The sequence below is a fragment of the Streptomyces sp. A2-16 genome (assembly GCF_018128905.1).
In the GTDB taxonomy this organism is placed as follows: domain Bacteria; phylum Actinomycetota; class Actinomycetes; order Streptomycetales; family Streptomycetaceae; genus Streptomyces.
In genome coordinates this window covers 5,061,965-5,075,451 of sequence record NZ_CP063808.1, presented here as the reverse complement: position 1 = coordinate 5,075,451, position 13,487 = coordinate 5,061,965, and the positions used below count along the sequence as shown (strand labels likewise).

Below are 13,487 nucleotides of genomic sequence, written 5' to 3'. Positions count from 1 at the left end.
TGTTGCCCAGAGCGGCGGGGGAGTCGCAGTCGGAGAGCACGGATGAACCGAGGCGTGTTCCGGCTGCGTGGCCCCGAGGTCTTCGACGAGGCGGCCGTGCTCGTTGACATAGGGCTGCAGCGGCACTGCACCGCCCGGAGCTACGGGCGGGCGCAGGACGATCCTGGTGAGATCGGGAACCAGTAGACCTTGGCGATGCTGTCCAGGGTCACCAGGCGGCACGGGCCCCTGCTGAGAGTTCAGCAGGGGCCCACGGCTATACGGCCACGGCGGGCTGACGTCTGACCTCGATCAGCGGCATACCGCCGACGTCAGCTACCGTCTGCTGCCGCCGGTCCAACGGCTCGCCCTCACTTCAGGTGCCGTGCGAAGAACTGGGCCGCGGCATCTCCCGCGTATTGCGGGACGCCGGTGTGCCCGCCCATGTTGGCGTGCAGGGACTTCTCCTTGGAACCGAAGGCGTCGAACAGGTCCAGGGCCGCCTGCCGGTCGTTGCCTTCGTCGTCCCACTGCAGCAGCACATGCAGCGGAATGGTGACCTGGCGGGCTTCCTCGAACATGGCACGGGGCACGAAGCTCCCCGCGAAGAGACCGGCGGCCACGATGCGCGGCTCGACGACCGCAAGGCGGATGCCGATGGAGATCACTCCTCCCGAGTACCCGACCGGGCCGCCGATCTCGGGCAGTGCGAGGAGGTCGTCCAGTGCGGCCTGCCATTCCGGGGTCGCCCTGTCGACGAGCGGGAGGACAAGGGCGTCGATGATTTCGTCGCTGACCGGCTCGCCGGCCTGCATCGCCCGGCGAAGGTCGGCACGGGCCTGGTCGAGGGCAGGCCAACCGGGCCTGTTCCCGCTTCCAGGGAGCTCGATGGTGGCCGTGGCGAACCCCTCCGCCGCGGAGTGCCGGGCCCGGGCCACCAGTCGGGGGTACATCTTGTGCAGCCCGAGGCCGGGGTGGCCGAGCAGGATCAGTGGCACTGCCGCGGAAGCGGATGCCGCTTCGGGCGTCCACAGGATGCCGGGAATCTCTCCGAGGGCGAACTCGCGCTCGAGGACGCCGTCGTCGAGGCGCCGTTCGGAAGTGAAGTGCATGGTCGTGCCTTTCGGGAGTGCGCTGGAACGGCGCTCCCGGACGACCTATCGCCCGACCGCGACCCCGGAGGGGAGCACCCATGTCGATACTGAGTTCACGGGTACCACCTCCTCGTTTCTTGCACGGCCTCCCGAGATCCAACAGCGATCGACTCTCGCCCGTCAAACGGTTTTTGACAGAGTCCGTGTGTCCGGGTTCCACAAAGACACCGCACGGCTCTCTCGGGGCCTGCGGAGCCGACCGCTGGGAGGCGGCTGGTGCGCGCATGACCGGGTGTCCGCGAATGCCGGCTACCTGGCCGAGGCATCCGCCTATGCTCGGTTAGTGCAGCCGCTTTCCGACCGCAGCAATCCGTTGATCACGGCGTTCCCAGCCGAGCTTGCGAGGGATGCCGAGGCAGTCCTGGCGGTGATGCCTGATTCTCCGATTCAGTCGCATGCCTCGTTCTCGGTCGCTGTCGAGGGCCAGCGGGTTTCGATCCCGGGGCGCCTCTACAACGACGAGCCGCCTGCTGACAGGGCGGCGTCGCTTTCGTCGCGCCAACAACAGCTTCTGCACTGCCTGTACTCAAGGCACTGCGACGGCATGGTCAGGCAGCGCCACCTGGAGAAGGTGGTTGGTTCCACGGACCCATGGGTCGTCCCCTTCGTCGTACAGCTGGTTGGCGAGTACGTCTTGGAGATCCTGGTCGTCATCTGCGACGAGCTCCGTGATCTCGCCACGCCCGGCACCTGTGGCAACCTCGCTTACGGGCAGTTCCTTGTGGACAACCCTGCTTTCTTCGCGCGTACTCAACGGCGGGTCGTGAGCTACTGGAGCTGCTACTACCGGGGCGCCTACGCGAGTTTTCGGGGCTACCCGGGGTGCACGATTCTTGACCTCCTACGGTCCGCTGCCTCCGACAGAGCAGGACAGCCCTGGCCCAACCTCACTCCAGCCGGTGCCCGGGTGGACGGCTACTGCTAGGAGCTGTCGTCACAGTGTCAGGCCAACACGACCAAGGAGGCGACGTCAGCCTGATCGAGAACCTGTTCCTACGCCCGTGTCGGCGGCCAGGTGGTGCGGAAGATCGTCAGGTGAAGAGGTCCATGAACAGCCCCACAGCGAGGAAGGCCCCTCCGACCCCGCCCACCAGGCATGTGAACAGGCCAGGTTCGCCGTAGCCCTGCAGACGGGCACGTCGGGGCTTGGCGGGGTCGTACCGGACACGTATCCGTGTTGGGTAGTCGATCGGATACAGCCGGCCGACCTTGGATTCGACCCTGACCTCATCGCTGTTCGGAGGGGTGTAGGCGACCTCGGGATAGAAACAGGGGTCGCCGTCGCCGTCTGTGTCCTCCCGGACGTAGACGATCTCCGCCTCGATCCACTGCCCCCGGGTAAGGAGGCGGAAGTTGGTCCACGCCTTCACGAAGGACCAACCCGAGAGCCCCGCCGACACAGGGATGAAGGGCGCCATGACGATCTGGTCCAAGTTCGCGCGGGCAGGCTATAGCGCCCCTCGAACGCGACAGGTCGTTTCCACCGGTGGGCCAAGGACGGCACGTTCACTCGGATGCTGCAGCTCGGATCGGAGGTCGTACAACATCGAACCGTCCCGACCCCCAACCCCGGCGAATCAACGTGGTCAGAGCACTAGGCTGGTGCGGTGGCAGGTGAGCAGGGGCGGGTTGAGCCGTCGGGAGTGTGGGCCACGGCGGTAGGTGTGGCCAGGGTGCGGGCGCTGGAGACCCAGCGCGAGGACGCTCTGTTCCGTGACCCACTGGCACAGGCCTTCGCCGCGGCCGGCGGCCTGTGGCCCTCATCGCCCCCGCTCAGTGACGAGGCCGCGCGACGCCGTCGGCTGGCCGTGTCGTTCTCCATCGTCATCCGGACGAAGTTCCTCGACGACCTGTTGTTGCAGGCCTGCGCGTCCGGGGTACGGCAGGTTGTGCTGCTCGGCGCCGGCATGGACAGCCGGGCCTTCCGGATGGACTGGCCCGAGGGCACCCGCCTGTTCGAGGTCGACACCGCCGCGCCACTGGACTTCAAGGCTTCGGTGCTGCGCCAGGAGCGTGCCGTCGCGCGCTGCGAGCGGATCACTGTCGCGGTGGATCTGCGGGAGGACTGGCCAGGAGCGCTGGCCGCCGCGGGGCACGACCCGGTCGTGCCGACCGTCTGGATCGCCGAAGGCCTGCTGATCTATCTGCCCGAGGATGCGGTGGAGTTGCTGCTCGCCCGGATCAGCGCGCAGTCGGCGGCAGGCAGTCGGATGGGGCTGACGTTGGGCTCGCGCGGGGTGATCGAGCGCTTCGGCGTGGATGCCGCGCCGGGATCGGCGTCGTCCATGTGGGTCTCGGAGATGCCCGACGACCCGGTGGGCTGGCTGGCCGGGCACGGCTGGGATGCCGACAGCCACACCCTGCGCGAGCGCGCTGCCGCCTACGGCCGCCCGATCAGCACTCCGGCGCGGGACGAGGAGCGTCCCGGCGGGCTGATCTCGGCGGTCCGCCCGTCACACGGCTCCCGATTTCTCGGATGAGCGATTCCAACTCTCCTTCGTCGGCCTGATCCCCCCACGCCCGAGTCCTGTCCACGGCGGCCCGACTCGGCGCGGGTCTCATGCCAGCCCTCATCGGCACGCTGTCTTCCTGCACGGGTCGGCTGTCGTCAGCCGCCGATGGTCTTCCAGAAGGCGCACTGGTGTTCCTGGGCGAGATCGACCGCACCCGTCCTCCCTCGTTGCAGCGACTGGACATGCTGGCCGGCTCCGAATCGCGGCCAGGGCGCCGCGCCGTGGCCGTTCGGATCGCCTGTGTACGCGAACCGGGCCCAGTAGCGCACCATCGTGTCCGCGAGGTGACGCTGAGCGGGTGTGGCCGGACCGGGGAGCTGATCGTCGTCGAAGAGGTACTGCAGCTCGCTGCCGTGGAACGCCCCGGTGGGGAAGTTGGGCTTCTTGAGGGTGCTGAACCAGGGAGCCAGGTAGTCGTCGAACTCGTAGGCATAGATCGGCACTTGTCGGTCCAGGGTCCGATCCCGGTCGAGGACCGTGCACCCCCAGGCCCAGTCACTGACGACGGTGGACAGCGCCTCGCCCGGGGATCGGAAGCGGTCGGCAGGGTAGCGGGCCAGGACGCGGGCCGCGTCGGTCGGCGCGAAGAGTGCGTGGATCTCTTGCCGGTAGCCGGCGTCGGTCGTCGTCTCGCCGGTCGCGGCTTCGATGGCCGCGGTGAAGAGGCGATGTTCGTCCCGGGTCGTTCCCTGGATGATGGGGACCCGGTGGAAGTGGCCGGTGGCGAAAGCCCGTTCCGGGCTCACGGGCAGTATGCCGCCGCCGACGGTCGGTCCGGACCCGAGTCCGTAGTCGGACCACCTGGCGAGTTCCTCCACGGACTTGGCGCGCAGACAGGCCGCTGCTGTCCGCGGGTCGGAGCAGCCGACCTTGGCCGCCACATCAAGCCCGTGCCGCTCGCGCTCAGCGCGCGGCAGCGGGAACCAGGTCGCCGGACCCGGGGACCATTTGCGTCCCGTGCACTGGGCGCTTTGCAGGATCGCCTTGTGGAAGAGGCCCGCCGACCCCGGCGCCGCGAGATGCGCGCAGACGCTGGTACCACCCGCCGACTCGCCGAAGAGCGTGACATTCGCCGGGTCGCCGCCGAAGGCCGCCGCGTTGCGCTTCACCCACCGCAACGCGGCCTGCTGGTCCTCCAGGCCGAAGTTGCCCGACAGGTGCTTGGCCGGACCCCGGTCGAGGGCGGGATGGTCGAGGAAGCCGAAGACACCGAGCCGGTAGTTGAAGCTGACCACGATCACCCTGCCCGTACGGGCAAGGCGCTGTGCGTCGTAAAGGCTCCCGGCGCCGTTGATGAAGCCGTTGCCGTGGATCCACACCATCACCGGCAGCTTGCGGGCGCTGCCGCGCGCGGGCGTGGTGACGTTCAGATAGAGGCAGTCCTCGGTGCTGCTCCGCTGGTCGATCAAGCCTGCTGCCTGCGCACAACGGTTACCGGGTTCGGTAGCGGTCCGTACACCTGACCAGGACGCAGGCGGCGCGGGCGATGCCCAGCGCAACTGCCCGACCGGCGGGGCGGCGTAAGGGATCCCCTGGAACATTCGGGTGTCCGTGCCGAGGTCACCTTCGACCAAGCCGGCGTCCGTCCTGGCCACGGTGGAAGGACGGTCTTGGCTGACGCCGGTGCGATGCGCTTCGTTCGATGATCCGGCTGCACAGCTGATCACGGCGCCGCAGAGCAGAGCGGTGAGCAGGGCACGTAAGCAGCGCCGCACCGTGATCTGCGACCTGCGTGGTGTGGATGAGGATCCCTGACCACGGAGATTCATGGACGTTCACATCCTCAACGAGTTCGTGTGTGGGTCACACTAATATAAAGTGTGGGGGACGCACGAAGTCAATGCCCCGGGGCGCGACATGGAGACGACCTGATGCCGACAAGTGACGATGAGCAGCTGCCACCTGGTCTCGCCCTGGCCTGGGGGCTGTCCGTGAAAACGGGGCGACTGGGCCGGAAGCCCTCGCAGAGCGTTGAGGGAATCGTCGAAGCAGCGGTCGGGCTGGCCGATGCCGAAGGCTTCGCGGCCCTGTCCATGCCGAACATCGCCAAGCGGGTGGGGCTCACCGCCAACGCGGTCTACCGGTACGTCAGCTCGCGGGACGAACTGCTGGTGCTCGTCGCCGAGGCCGCGTGGGGCCCTGCGCCGGATCTGGAAACCGGTAGCGACCAGTGGCGAGCTGCGGCCGCCACCTGGACCAGGGCAATGATCGAGCGGTGCGACACACATCCATGGCTGCCCGACCTGCCCATCCGCGGGGCGCCCGCCACCCCGAACCTGTTGCGCTGGACCGAGGTGCTGCTGGAAGCGCTCACTGGCGCCGGTCTGAGCCCTGCCGAATCGCTAGGGTGTGCGCTCCTGCTCGACGGCTACGCCCGGCGCATCGCCAGCGCCCGCCGCGATGTGCGCAACAGCAGTGCGGCGCCGGTTCAGTCCGCCGCCGTGGCGCGCTTCCTTCAACCGCGCCTGCATGAACACGGATATCCCATCTTGGCGTCCATGATGACGAACAGCGAATACGACGACGACATCCGCGACGACGACGTGGACTTCGGTCTGACCCGGATCCTGGACGGAATCGAGGTACTGATCGCTCGACGAAAGCGCGAGCGCTGACCCGATTCGTCGCGGTGTTCGGCGCTCCCGGGCAGGGCCGGTCCTCGCTGTGCCGTGCTGGCGTCGTGCCCCGCCGGCAGACAGGCGGCCAGACAGACAGGCATCCGGCCTACGGCGGCGAGTGCGTGTACGCCAGGTGCGACCGGGCGTATCCGGGTGGGTTGTCACCCGGGAGACTGAATTGCAGGTCGGGTGTGGGCCGACGGCGCATGCGGGTGGACGGGGCAGGAGATGCAACGGGGAAAGGGGCGTTGCTGACAGCAGGGAGAGTGCATGTGGGTGCCGTCGCGTTCAGCGCGGACTTCTCCTCGGAGCGCCAGTGGGTCGCGGGCCGGTCCTGGGCCTATCCGGACGGAGGACCGACCAACCAGGGCGACAACAAACTCCATCACCTCACCGCGGACCCTGCTTGCTCCCGACTGGGTACGTTCAGGGCCCGGCGCAGGACGGACGGCCTCTGGGACGCCGGGCTGCTGACCACCGAGGGCAGCGCCGAGGGGTTCATGGTGCGCACCGGGGACCACCTGGAGACCACCGTACGGCTGCCTACCCAATTGGGTGCCTGGCCTGCCATCTGGACCTGGCGCGACGGCGGCAACGAGGTCGACGTCTTTGAGTACCACCCCGACAACCCAGACCTTCTGGAGCTGACCAACCATGTGCGGCAGGGCCAGAGTTACGTCCGCCACGACGCGGTGCGTCCGGGGGCCGTCCTCGATCTGGGCGTGACCTTCGGCCGGCGCAGCGTGGAGTGGACCCTCGGCGGCGAGCGGATCTTCGCCGACGGGCGGGGCGTGGGCTCCGGTTGGCGCGCCTACCTCATCGTCAACCTGTCGGTGTGCGCGGGCCGTTACCACCCGGCCCCCGAACCCGAGACTGCCGAGCTGTCCTACGAGGTACGCCGTCTCGTGGTCACCAGGCCGTTCGGGGGTTACCCGTCGGACGACCCGTCCGAGGCGGACTGGCCCGTGGGCGGTCCGGTGGAGGACGCCTGACCGCGGTCGTGCCCAGGCGACGGTCCCAAGGACGAAGCGGCGAAAGGGCAGGGAGGATCACAGCACCGTGAAACTGTCCTTCACCACGCTGAATGTCTTGAGCGCCTGGATCTCGACATCCGGCTGGTACCAGGCGCATCCGAACACCCCGTCGGCAGGGAATTGCTTTTCAGGAGGCGATGAACGACGAAGGGAAGGTCAGTCCGTGCGCAGCAGCCCGCTCGGTTTGCGCAGCCGCATGCCCCGGCCGGCTCGCCTTGCCCAACCGGGTGGCGGTTGTCGCCCGCCCGCTGACGGGTCCGGAGCGGCGCCGTACGACCATGTACGCGCCGCCATGGCCGCGGCTGACCCGACCGATGCGCGCGGCCCTGCCACCCGTGGTGCCTCGGGTGTCGCATCACGCGCTGCCCCGTCAGGAGTTCCGGAGGCCGAGGAGCCCGTCGAGTACACCGGTCCCCTCCGCGCACGAGGCCTTGTCGACCGCGCGGTCTGCGCGCCCGGCAAGGAATGAGCAGGTGAGCCATGCAGACCTTCCTGCCCGACCCTGACTTCCACGAGACGGCCCTGTTGCTGGACCGGCGACGGCTCGGCAAGCAGCGGGTCGAGGCCCTACAGGTGCTGCGCGGCCTGACGGTCCCCGGATACGGCTGGCGCAGGCACCCGGCCGTACTGATGTGGACGGGGTACGAGGAGGCACTCGTGCGGTACGGCCTGGAGATCTGCCGGGCCTGGCGCGCACAGGGGCACCAGGACAGCTGCGCGGCCTCGCTCGTCGCCGGCCTGGCCGCGCACCGGCCCGGCGCCGCGGTGCGCGAGCAGTCGCAGCTGGCCACCGCCGGAGAACTGCCGCCATGGCTCGGCGACGAGGCCTTTCACGAAAGCCACCGCTCGGCACTGGTCCGCAAGGAACCGGAGGTGTACGCCGCGTTGTTCCCCGATGCACCGGCTGACCTGCCTTATGTGTGGCCGGCGTCGGACCGTGGGCCGCAGCAGGCGCCCGTCGGCCGGTGACCCGCGACATGGGCGGGCGGATACTGGAAATCGCGGTTCAGCCGACCGGCCCGCTGTCGAGTGGAGCGGATGAGGATGAAGATCAGGGCGGCCAGGTCTGCCGCCCCGGCTGCGTCGTCCGCATAGCGCGTGGTCTGCAAGGGGCCGACCTGATCCAGTCGGACTCCCTCGGACTCCAGGACGTAGGCGAGGGTCAGCATGGCGAGGCGGGCGTTGCCGTCCGGGAACGGGTGAAAGAAGATCACGTCCAGATAGGCCCTGGCCGCACGGGAGGCCAGGGGGACTCGCTGGTCTGAGCTGTCACGCAGGCATTGTTCGAAGTCGCGCTCGGTGTGCGATGTCAGGGCGTAGCGTTCGCGGCCGCCCTTGGCGAAGGCGTCGCCTTGTCGGAACTGGACCTCCGGCATGCCGAGGACCAGTTGCTGCCAGCTGGTGAGCAGCGTGCAGGTGAGGGGATGCCCGTGCGAGGCGTCCTGTCGCGAGCGAGCCAGCGCTGCGAGCAGGCGATGGCCACGGGGGAGGTCCGAGGCGCGGCCTCCCTCACTGCACCAGGCAGCGAGGCCGTCCACGACGGGCTCGACCGGGCCCGGTGTCCGTGCGGCCGCGGAGGTCCAGTCGATCTGGCTCCTGACCCTGAGCCAGGCTGCCAGGGCGTCAGTGGTCACGGTAGGGCCGTATCCCGGTCAGATCCACGGCAAGGTCCTCGCCCACCGAGTCGATGAGGGTTTGCGCCGGCGCGGTCCAGCTCTTGAACCGGCCGCCGATCGCGGTGTCGACCGCGGTCTTCGCACCTTCCGGCCCCACGCCTGTGAAGGACAGGAACCACGTCAACACCGTGCGGCACAGCCCGTACCAGCTGCATTCGGCTCCGGTTCGGTCCATGACCACCGTCACGAGTCGGGTGGTCGCCCGTTCGAGGTGCCAGCTGCGTTCCTCGGCATCGGCTTCGGCGGGCGGGGCCAACTGCTCGAACCGCTGCTCCAGTTCCTCCAGCCAGTCACGCCACTCCCGCAGCGACGCGACCACATTGGCGGCCGTTGACGCGGGCTCGCCCACGGAGTGGGAGGTACAGCACCAGTTGGTGACGACGCCACCACCTCCCCCCTCACCCATCGCCCAATGCCACCCGCAGGCCCACCGGCCGTACCGGGCCGCCAAGAACGCCGTCACCTCAGCGGTGAAGCGATGCCCCTCCTCCCACCCGGCCCCGTCCGCAGGCACCATCGAGGCGATCACTGCGGTGAGCTCCGATGCTTCCGCCTCGTCCAAGGCGAAGGCAAAGCGGCTGGGATCGACGGCAGACCATGGCAACCAGGCCGGCGCAAGGTCGTAGTTGATGGCCGTGGTGTTCCTCCAGAAGCGGGCAGGGCATGACAACTGGCCGATCATGCCAAAGGCTCATGGCTTCGTCACGCAGGTTTCTGGTGCCGCCGATCCACTCCCAGGCCTCCCGGCACCGGGGCTCGGCACTTGACCTTGATGGCCACGATCGGGTCCACCGGATTGCTTCGCGCTCGTGCAGGGCCTCCGACGAGCCTGCGGTCTCGTCGATGCCTGCCCTGCCGTCCTGCGCCAGGAGATCAGGCAGTGACTGGTGCGCCGCTGCTGCCCTTGGATACGCGGGCACCGCATCCGAGGCTCGACCGGGTGTCGGCCGGCTCTCCTGCTAGCGTCCTTCGGTGATCTCTTTGGGGGAACCTGCGTTCTTCACCCGTTTGCGCGATGCGCGACGGGTGCTCATCGCCGGTGCGGGCGGCGGCTTCGATGTGTACGCCGGGCTGCCGCTGGCACTCGCGCTGCGGTCCGCGGGCAAGGAGGTGCATCTCGCCAATCTGTCCTTCGCCGACCTGTACGGCCTGGACCTCGATGTGTGGGTGGACCAGGATGTCGCCGCCGTCGGGCCGGACACCCCTCTGCGCGGCGACTACTTTCCCGAACGGACACTCGCCCAGTGGCTCGCGAGCCAGGATCTGCCGTCGACCGTGTACGCGTTCCCCAGCATCGGGGTCGCTCCGCTGCGGGCGGCCTACCGGACGTTGATGACGCATCTGGGCGGTGTGGACGCGGTCGTGCTGGTGGACGGCGGGACCGACATCCTGATGCGCGGTGACGAACACGGTCTCGGGACCCCGGAGGAGGACATGGCGAGCCTGGCCGCCGTCAGCGGGCTCGACGAGGTCCCGCACCGGCTGGTGGCCTGTCTCGGCTTCGGGGTGGACGCGTATCACGGCGTGAACCACTCGCTCGTACTGGAGAACCTGGCCGCCCTGGACCGGGACGGCGCCTATCTCGGGGCGTTCTCGCTGCTCGGGGCCGCGCGGGAAGGGGCGCTCTATCTCGACGCGGTGGGGCACGCCCAGCGCAGCACCGCGAGTCACCCGAGCATCGTGAACGGATCCGTCGCCGCCGCCGTGCGCGGTGACTTCGGCGATGTCCGGTTCACGGAAAGGACCAAGGGCAGCGAGCTGTTCGTCAACCCGCTGATGGCTATGTACTTCTGCGTTGACCTGCCGGGACTGGCCCGCCGCAATCTCTACCTCGGCCTGCTGGAACGCACGTCGCTGATGAGGCAGGTGGCTTCCGTGATCGAGGACTTCCGCACCACCCTGCCCCGTCAGCGTCCGCCGCGGGCGTTCCCGCATTGAGAGGTCCTGACAGGAGGACCTGGCCTACTCCCTCATGGCCACGTCAGCGCTGGTGATTCTGGTCGTATGCGCCCCTTCCCGGAGGTCATGCCGCTGGGCTGCATGCCGCCTTCCCGTTGGGCCTGGTGGGTAGCGCGTGGTGCTTACCGCCCTGGGCTCGGTTCGCTCACCGATGAGTTTCGTCGTGCCGGATGGTCCAATGCGGCACAACGAAATGAATGGAGAGCCCGATGGGCAAGGCGCACCTGCATCCGACGACCCGCATCGCTCGTCGTATGTTCGAGCTCTTGGAGCCGATCTGCCTGGTGACCTACATGGCCGACGAGTGCAACGAGGAGCTGGCCGCACTCGGCCACCGCACCTACTGGGACGGCTACTTCGCAAGCCGCGCCGCACCGTTGGGACGGGTACCGGCACAGGTCGTGCACGCCGCGTTCTACAGCTTCGCCGACGGGGAGGCCGCACGGCACATCCCGAGCGCGTGGGAGACCATCCCGCCCGAGGCGTCCGTCGCCGCGCGGGAAAGGGGCAGCGCGGCGTCCCTGCGGCGGATTCTCGGCGAGGAGCTGGCCGGTTCCCCGGGCTTGGTACGCGCCGCCGACCTGACCACCAAGGCCGCGACGAGCGCCCCCACAGAAGGCCGGGTGATGTACGCCGGGATGCGGACCCTGCCGGTGCCGAGCGACCCAGTTGCCCGGTTGTGGCATTCCGCGAACATGCTGCGCGAGCACCGCGGTGACGGGCACATCGCGGCTCTCGTCGGCGCCCGCATCGGCGGCACGGAGGCCCACGTGCTCTCCGCCCTGGAGCAGGGAATCCACCCGCCGGAGTCGTTCGGACGCATCCATCACCTGCCCAAGAGGCGGCTGGCCGCGGTCATGGACGGCCTGCGCGAGCGCGGGCTCGTCGACAGCGAGGGCTGGTTCACCGAGGCCGGCCGCGAAACCAAGGACCGTGTCGAAGCCCTGACCGACGAGCTCGCCGCCCCGCCCTACGAGGCGCTGTCTCCCGCCGAGCTCGACGAGCTGGTCGCCGAGCTCGAACCCATCACCGCAATCCTGGTGGCCGCGGGATCGCAATGACGCCGGGGGATTCACGGGACCGGGAGCGCGCCGTCCGGTCCTGTCGCCATCGCCGCTCTCTGCCTGACCAATGCGGTCCACGAGGCCGGGGCGGAGGTTGGTCGGACGGGTCGCACGGGGTGCCAGGGTGAGGTGGGTGAACTGCGCGGGCCGGCCTCCGCGCTTGAGGCTGTCACAGTCCTGCATGGGTACGTCATTGACGCCGCGGATTCTTGATCTCGGTGAGGAGGTGAAGGCAGTGCTTGGCGCCCTCGCCGCCGTCGCCGGTTCACCAGCCCAGGAGTTCCCGCGGGCCCTCGGCGGTGACGGCCAGTGGCGCCGCTCGAATCCGGCGGCGCCGTCACGGCCGAGGACCTGAACCCGTACCGGGAATCAGGCCGCGACAAGCTCCTGCTCGCGGTCCGGCGTCCTGACCTTGGGCTGCTTGTTCGGCAGCGAGAGCCGGAAGACCTTGTGCCACGCGGAGAACACCTGCTTGGGCAGCGGCCCCGTGACGTACTCCAGCTCGTACTTCTCGAACAGCGCGCGCACCTTCACCGCGACCTCGGCGTACCGGTTGCTCGGCAGGTCCGGGAAGAGGTGGTGCTCGATCTGGTGCGACAGGTTGCCGGTCATGAAGTGCATGGCCTTGCTGCCGCTGATGTTCGCCGAGCCCATCATCTGGCGCAGGTACCACTGGCCGCGCGTCTCGCCCTTGATCGACCGGCGCTCGAAGACCTGCACACCCTCGGGGAAGTGCCCGCACATGATCACCGAGTGGGACCAGATGTTGCGGACCACGTTCGCGGTGAACGTGGCGGCGAGCGTGGGGAGGAACGACGGGCCCGACAGCAGCGGGTGGATCACGTAGTCCTTGAGGACCTGCTTGCGGATCTTGCGGCCCACGGCCCTGGCCCGCGCGCGGAACTCCGGGTTGTTGCGGCGGCGCTTGTGCAGGTTCTTGCCGAGCTCCAGGTCGTACGCCGCGATGCCGTACTCGAAGAAGCAGGCGTTGAGGAAGTTCCACAGCGGCTGGCCGAGGTGGAACGGGTGCCACTTCTGGTCCTCGTCGACGCGCATGATGCCGTAGCCGAGGTCGTTGTCCTTGCCGATCACGTTGGTGTACGTGTGGTGCAGCTCGTTGTGCGAGTGCTTCCACTGGTCGGCCGGCGAGACGTGGTCCCACTCCCAGGTGGTGGAGTGGATCTTCGGGTCGCGCATCCAGTCCCACTGGCCGTGCAGGATGTTGTGGCCGATCTCCATGTTGTCCATGATCTTCGCCACGGACAGTCCGGCGGTGCCGATGATCCACGCGGGCGGGAAGAGCGAGAACAGGAGCACGCCCCTGCTGACCAGCTCGAGCTTGCGCTGCGCCGAGATGACCTTGCGGATGTAGGCGGCGTCCTTCTCGCCGCGGCCGGCGATCACCTCGTCGCGGATCGCGTCCAGCTCGCGGCCGAGCTCCTCGATCTGCTCCGCGGTCAGATGGGCGGTGGGGTCGATGGCGGTCAAAG

Annotated in this window: 14 protein-coding genes; 8 read left to right on the top strand and 6 right to left on the bottom strand. The window is 68.7% G+C overall.

Going from position 1 to position 13,487, the window contains the following annotated elements; translation table 11 throughout:
- Positions 1-42: 42 nt before the first annotated feature.
- A complete protein-coding gene (locus IOD14_RS22725) occupies positions 43-186 on the top strand; it encodes a hypothetical protein (protein ID WP_212671351.1) in 144 nt (47 codons plus the stop codon).
- Positions 187-350: 164 nt separating this feature from the next.
- On the opposite strand, the gene IOD14_RS22720 is transcribed toward IOD14_RS22725, so the two are convergent.
- Positions 351-1,091: an alpha/beta hydrolase gene (locus IOD14_RS22720; RefSeq protein ID WP_212671350.1), complete on the bottom strand. Its 741-nt coding sequence runs from the start codon at positions 1,089-1,091 to the stop codon at positions 351-353.
- Positions 1,092-1,416: 325 nt separating this feature from the next.
- Here IOD14_RS22720 and IOD14_RS22715 point away from each other — a divergent pair, with 325 nt between their 5' ends.
- Entirely contained in the window at positions 1,417-2,058 is a 642-nt protein-coding gene (locus IOD14_RS22715) for a hypothetical protein (protein WP_212671349.1), read from the top strand.
- A gap of 106 nt (positions 2,059-2,164) precedes the next feature.
- Here the strand turns inward: IOD14_RS22715 and IOD14_RS22710 are convergent, their stop codons facing one another.
- Positions 2,165-2,566: a DUF3592 domain-containing protein gene (locus IOD14_RS22710; RefSeq protein WP_212671348.1), complete on the bottom strand. Its 402-nt coding sequence runs from the start codon at positions 2,564-2,566 to the stop codon at positions 2,165-2,167.
- Positions 2,567-2,776: 210 nt separating this feature from the next.
- Between IOD14_RS22710 and IOD14_RS22705 the strand changes: the two genes are divergently transcribed.
- Positions 2,777-3,613: a class I SAM-dependent methyltransferase gene (locus tag IOD14_RS22705; protein WP_212673367.1), complete on the top strand. Its 837-nt coding sequence runs from the start codon at positions 2,777-2,779 to the stop codon at positions 3,611-3,613.
- A 128-nt stretch (positions 3,614-3,741) separates the two neighbouring features.
- Here the strand turns inward: IOD14_RS22705 and IOD14_RS22700 are convergent, their stop codons facing one another.
- Positions 3,742-5,415 carry a carboxylesterase/lipase family protein gene (locus IOD14_RS22700; protein ID WP_212671347.1) on the bottom strand — a complete coding sequence of 558 codons (1,674 nt, stop codon included), beginning with the start codon at positions 5,413-5,415 and terminating at the stop codon, positions 3,742-3,744.
- A 102-nt stretch (positions 5,416-5,517) separates the two neighbouring features.
- Here IOD14_RS22700 and IOD14_RS22695 point away from each other — a divergent pair, with 102 nt between their 5' ends.
- From IOD14_RS22695 to IOD14_RS22685, 3 genes are all read left to right on the top strand, one after another.
- Positions 5,518-6,261, top strand: coding sequence for a TetR/AcrR family transcriptional regulator (locus tag IOD14_RS22695; protein WP_123986652.1), 744 nt, complete (start codon positions 5,518-5,520; stop codon positions 6,259-6,261).
- 275 nt (positions 6,262-6,536) lie between these two features.
- Positions 6,537-7,256 carry a beta-glucanase gene (locus IOD14_RS22690; protein ID WP_212671346.1) on the top strand — a complete coding sequence of 240 codons (720 nt, stop codon included), beginning with the start codon at positions 6,537-6,539 and terminating at the stop codon, positions 7,254-7,256.
- A 522-nt stretch (positions 7,257-7,778) separates the two neighbouring features.
- Positions 7,779-8,267, top strand: coding sequence for an MSMEG_6728 family protein (locus IOD14_RS22685; RefSeq protein ID WP_212671345.1), 489 nt, complete (start codon positions 7,779-7,781; stop codon positions 8,265-8,267).
- Here the strand turns inward: IOD14_RS22685 and IOD14_RS22680 are convergent.
- Positions 8,213-8,932 (bottom strand): Fic family protein, encoded by a 720-nt coding sequence (locus IOD14_RS22680; protein ID WP_212671344.1) that lies wholly within the window; start codon positions 8,930-8,932, stop codon positions 8,213-8,215. The genes IOD14_RS22685 and IOD14_RS22680 overlap by 55 nt on opposite strands.
- Positions 8,922-9,656 (bottom strand): hypothetical protein, encoded by a 735-nt coding sequence (locus IOD14_RS22675; protein ID WP_249126028.1) that lies wholly within the window; start codon positions 9,654-9,656, stop codon positions 8,922-8,924. The genes IOD14_RS22680 and IOD14_RS22675 overlap by 11 nt, the downstream gene beginning before the upstream one ends.
- Before the next feature lie 290 nt (positions 9,657-9,946).
- Between IOD14_RS22675 and IOD14_RS22670 the strand changes: the two genes are divergently transcribed.
- Positions 9,947-10,912: a DUF1152 domain-containing protein gene (locus IOD14_RS22670; protein WP_123986648.1), complete on the top strand. Its 966-nt coding sequence runs from the start codon at positions 9,947-9,949 to the stop codon at positions 10,910-10,912.
- Between the two features lie 230 nt (positions 10,913-11,142).
- Complete coding sequence (locus IOD14_RS22665; protein WP_249126027.1) at positions 11,143-11,994, top strand: MarR family transcriptional regulator; 852 nt, start codon at positions 11,143-11,145, stop codon at positions 11,992-11,994.
- 372 nt (positions 11,995-12,366) lie between these two features.
- On the opposite strand, the gene IOD14_RS22660 is transcribed toward IOD14_RS22665, so the two are convergent.
- Positions 12,367-13,485 carry an acyl-CoA desaturase gene (locus tag IOD14_RS22660; RefSeq protein WP_123986647.1) on the bottom strand — a complete coding sequence of 373 codons (1,119 nt, stop codon included), beginning with the start codon at positions 13,483-13,485 and terminating at the stop codon, positions 12,367-12,369.
- Positions 13,486-13,487: the final 2 nt, after the last annotated feature.

Coding starts and splice junctions, on each gene's coding strand:
- IOD14_RS22725 (WP_212671351.1), top strand. CDS start 43: ATGAACCGAGGCGTGTTCCGGCTGCGTGGCCCCGAGGTCTTCGACGAG.
- IOD14_RS22720 (WP_212671350.1), bottom strand. CDS start 1,091: ATGCACTTCACTTCCGAACGGCGCCTCGACGACGGCGTCCTCGAGCGC.
- IOD14_RS22700 (WP_212671347.1), bottom strand. CDS start 5,415: ATGAATCTCCGTGGTCAGGGATCCTCATCCACACCACGCAGGTCGCAG.
- IOD14_RS22695 (WP_123986652.1), top strand. CDS start 5,518: ATGCCGACAAGTGACGATGAGCAGCTGCCACCTGGTCTCGCCCTGGCC.
- IOD14_RS22685 (WP_212671345.1), top strand. CDS start 7,779: ATGCAGACCTTCCTGCCCGACCCTGACTTCCACGAGACGGCCCTGTTG.
- IOD14_RS22675 (WP_249126028.1), bottom strand. CDS start 9,656: ATGATCGGCCAGTTGTCATGCCCTGCCCGCTTCTGGAGGAACACCACG.
- IOD14_RS22665 (WP_249126027.1), top strand. CDS start 11,143: ATGGGCAAGGCGCACCTGCATCCGACGACCCGCATCGCTCGTCGTATG.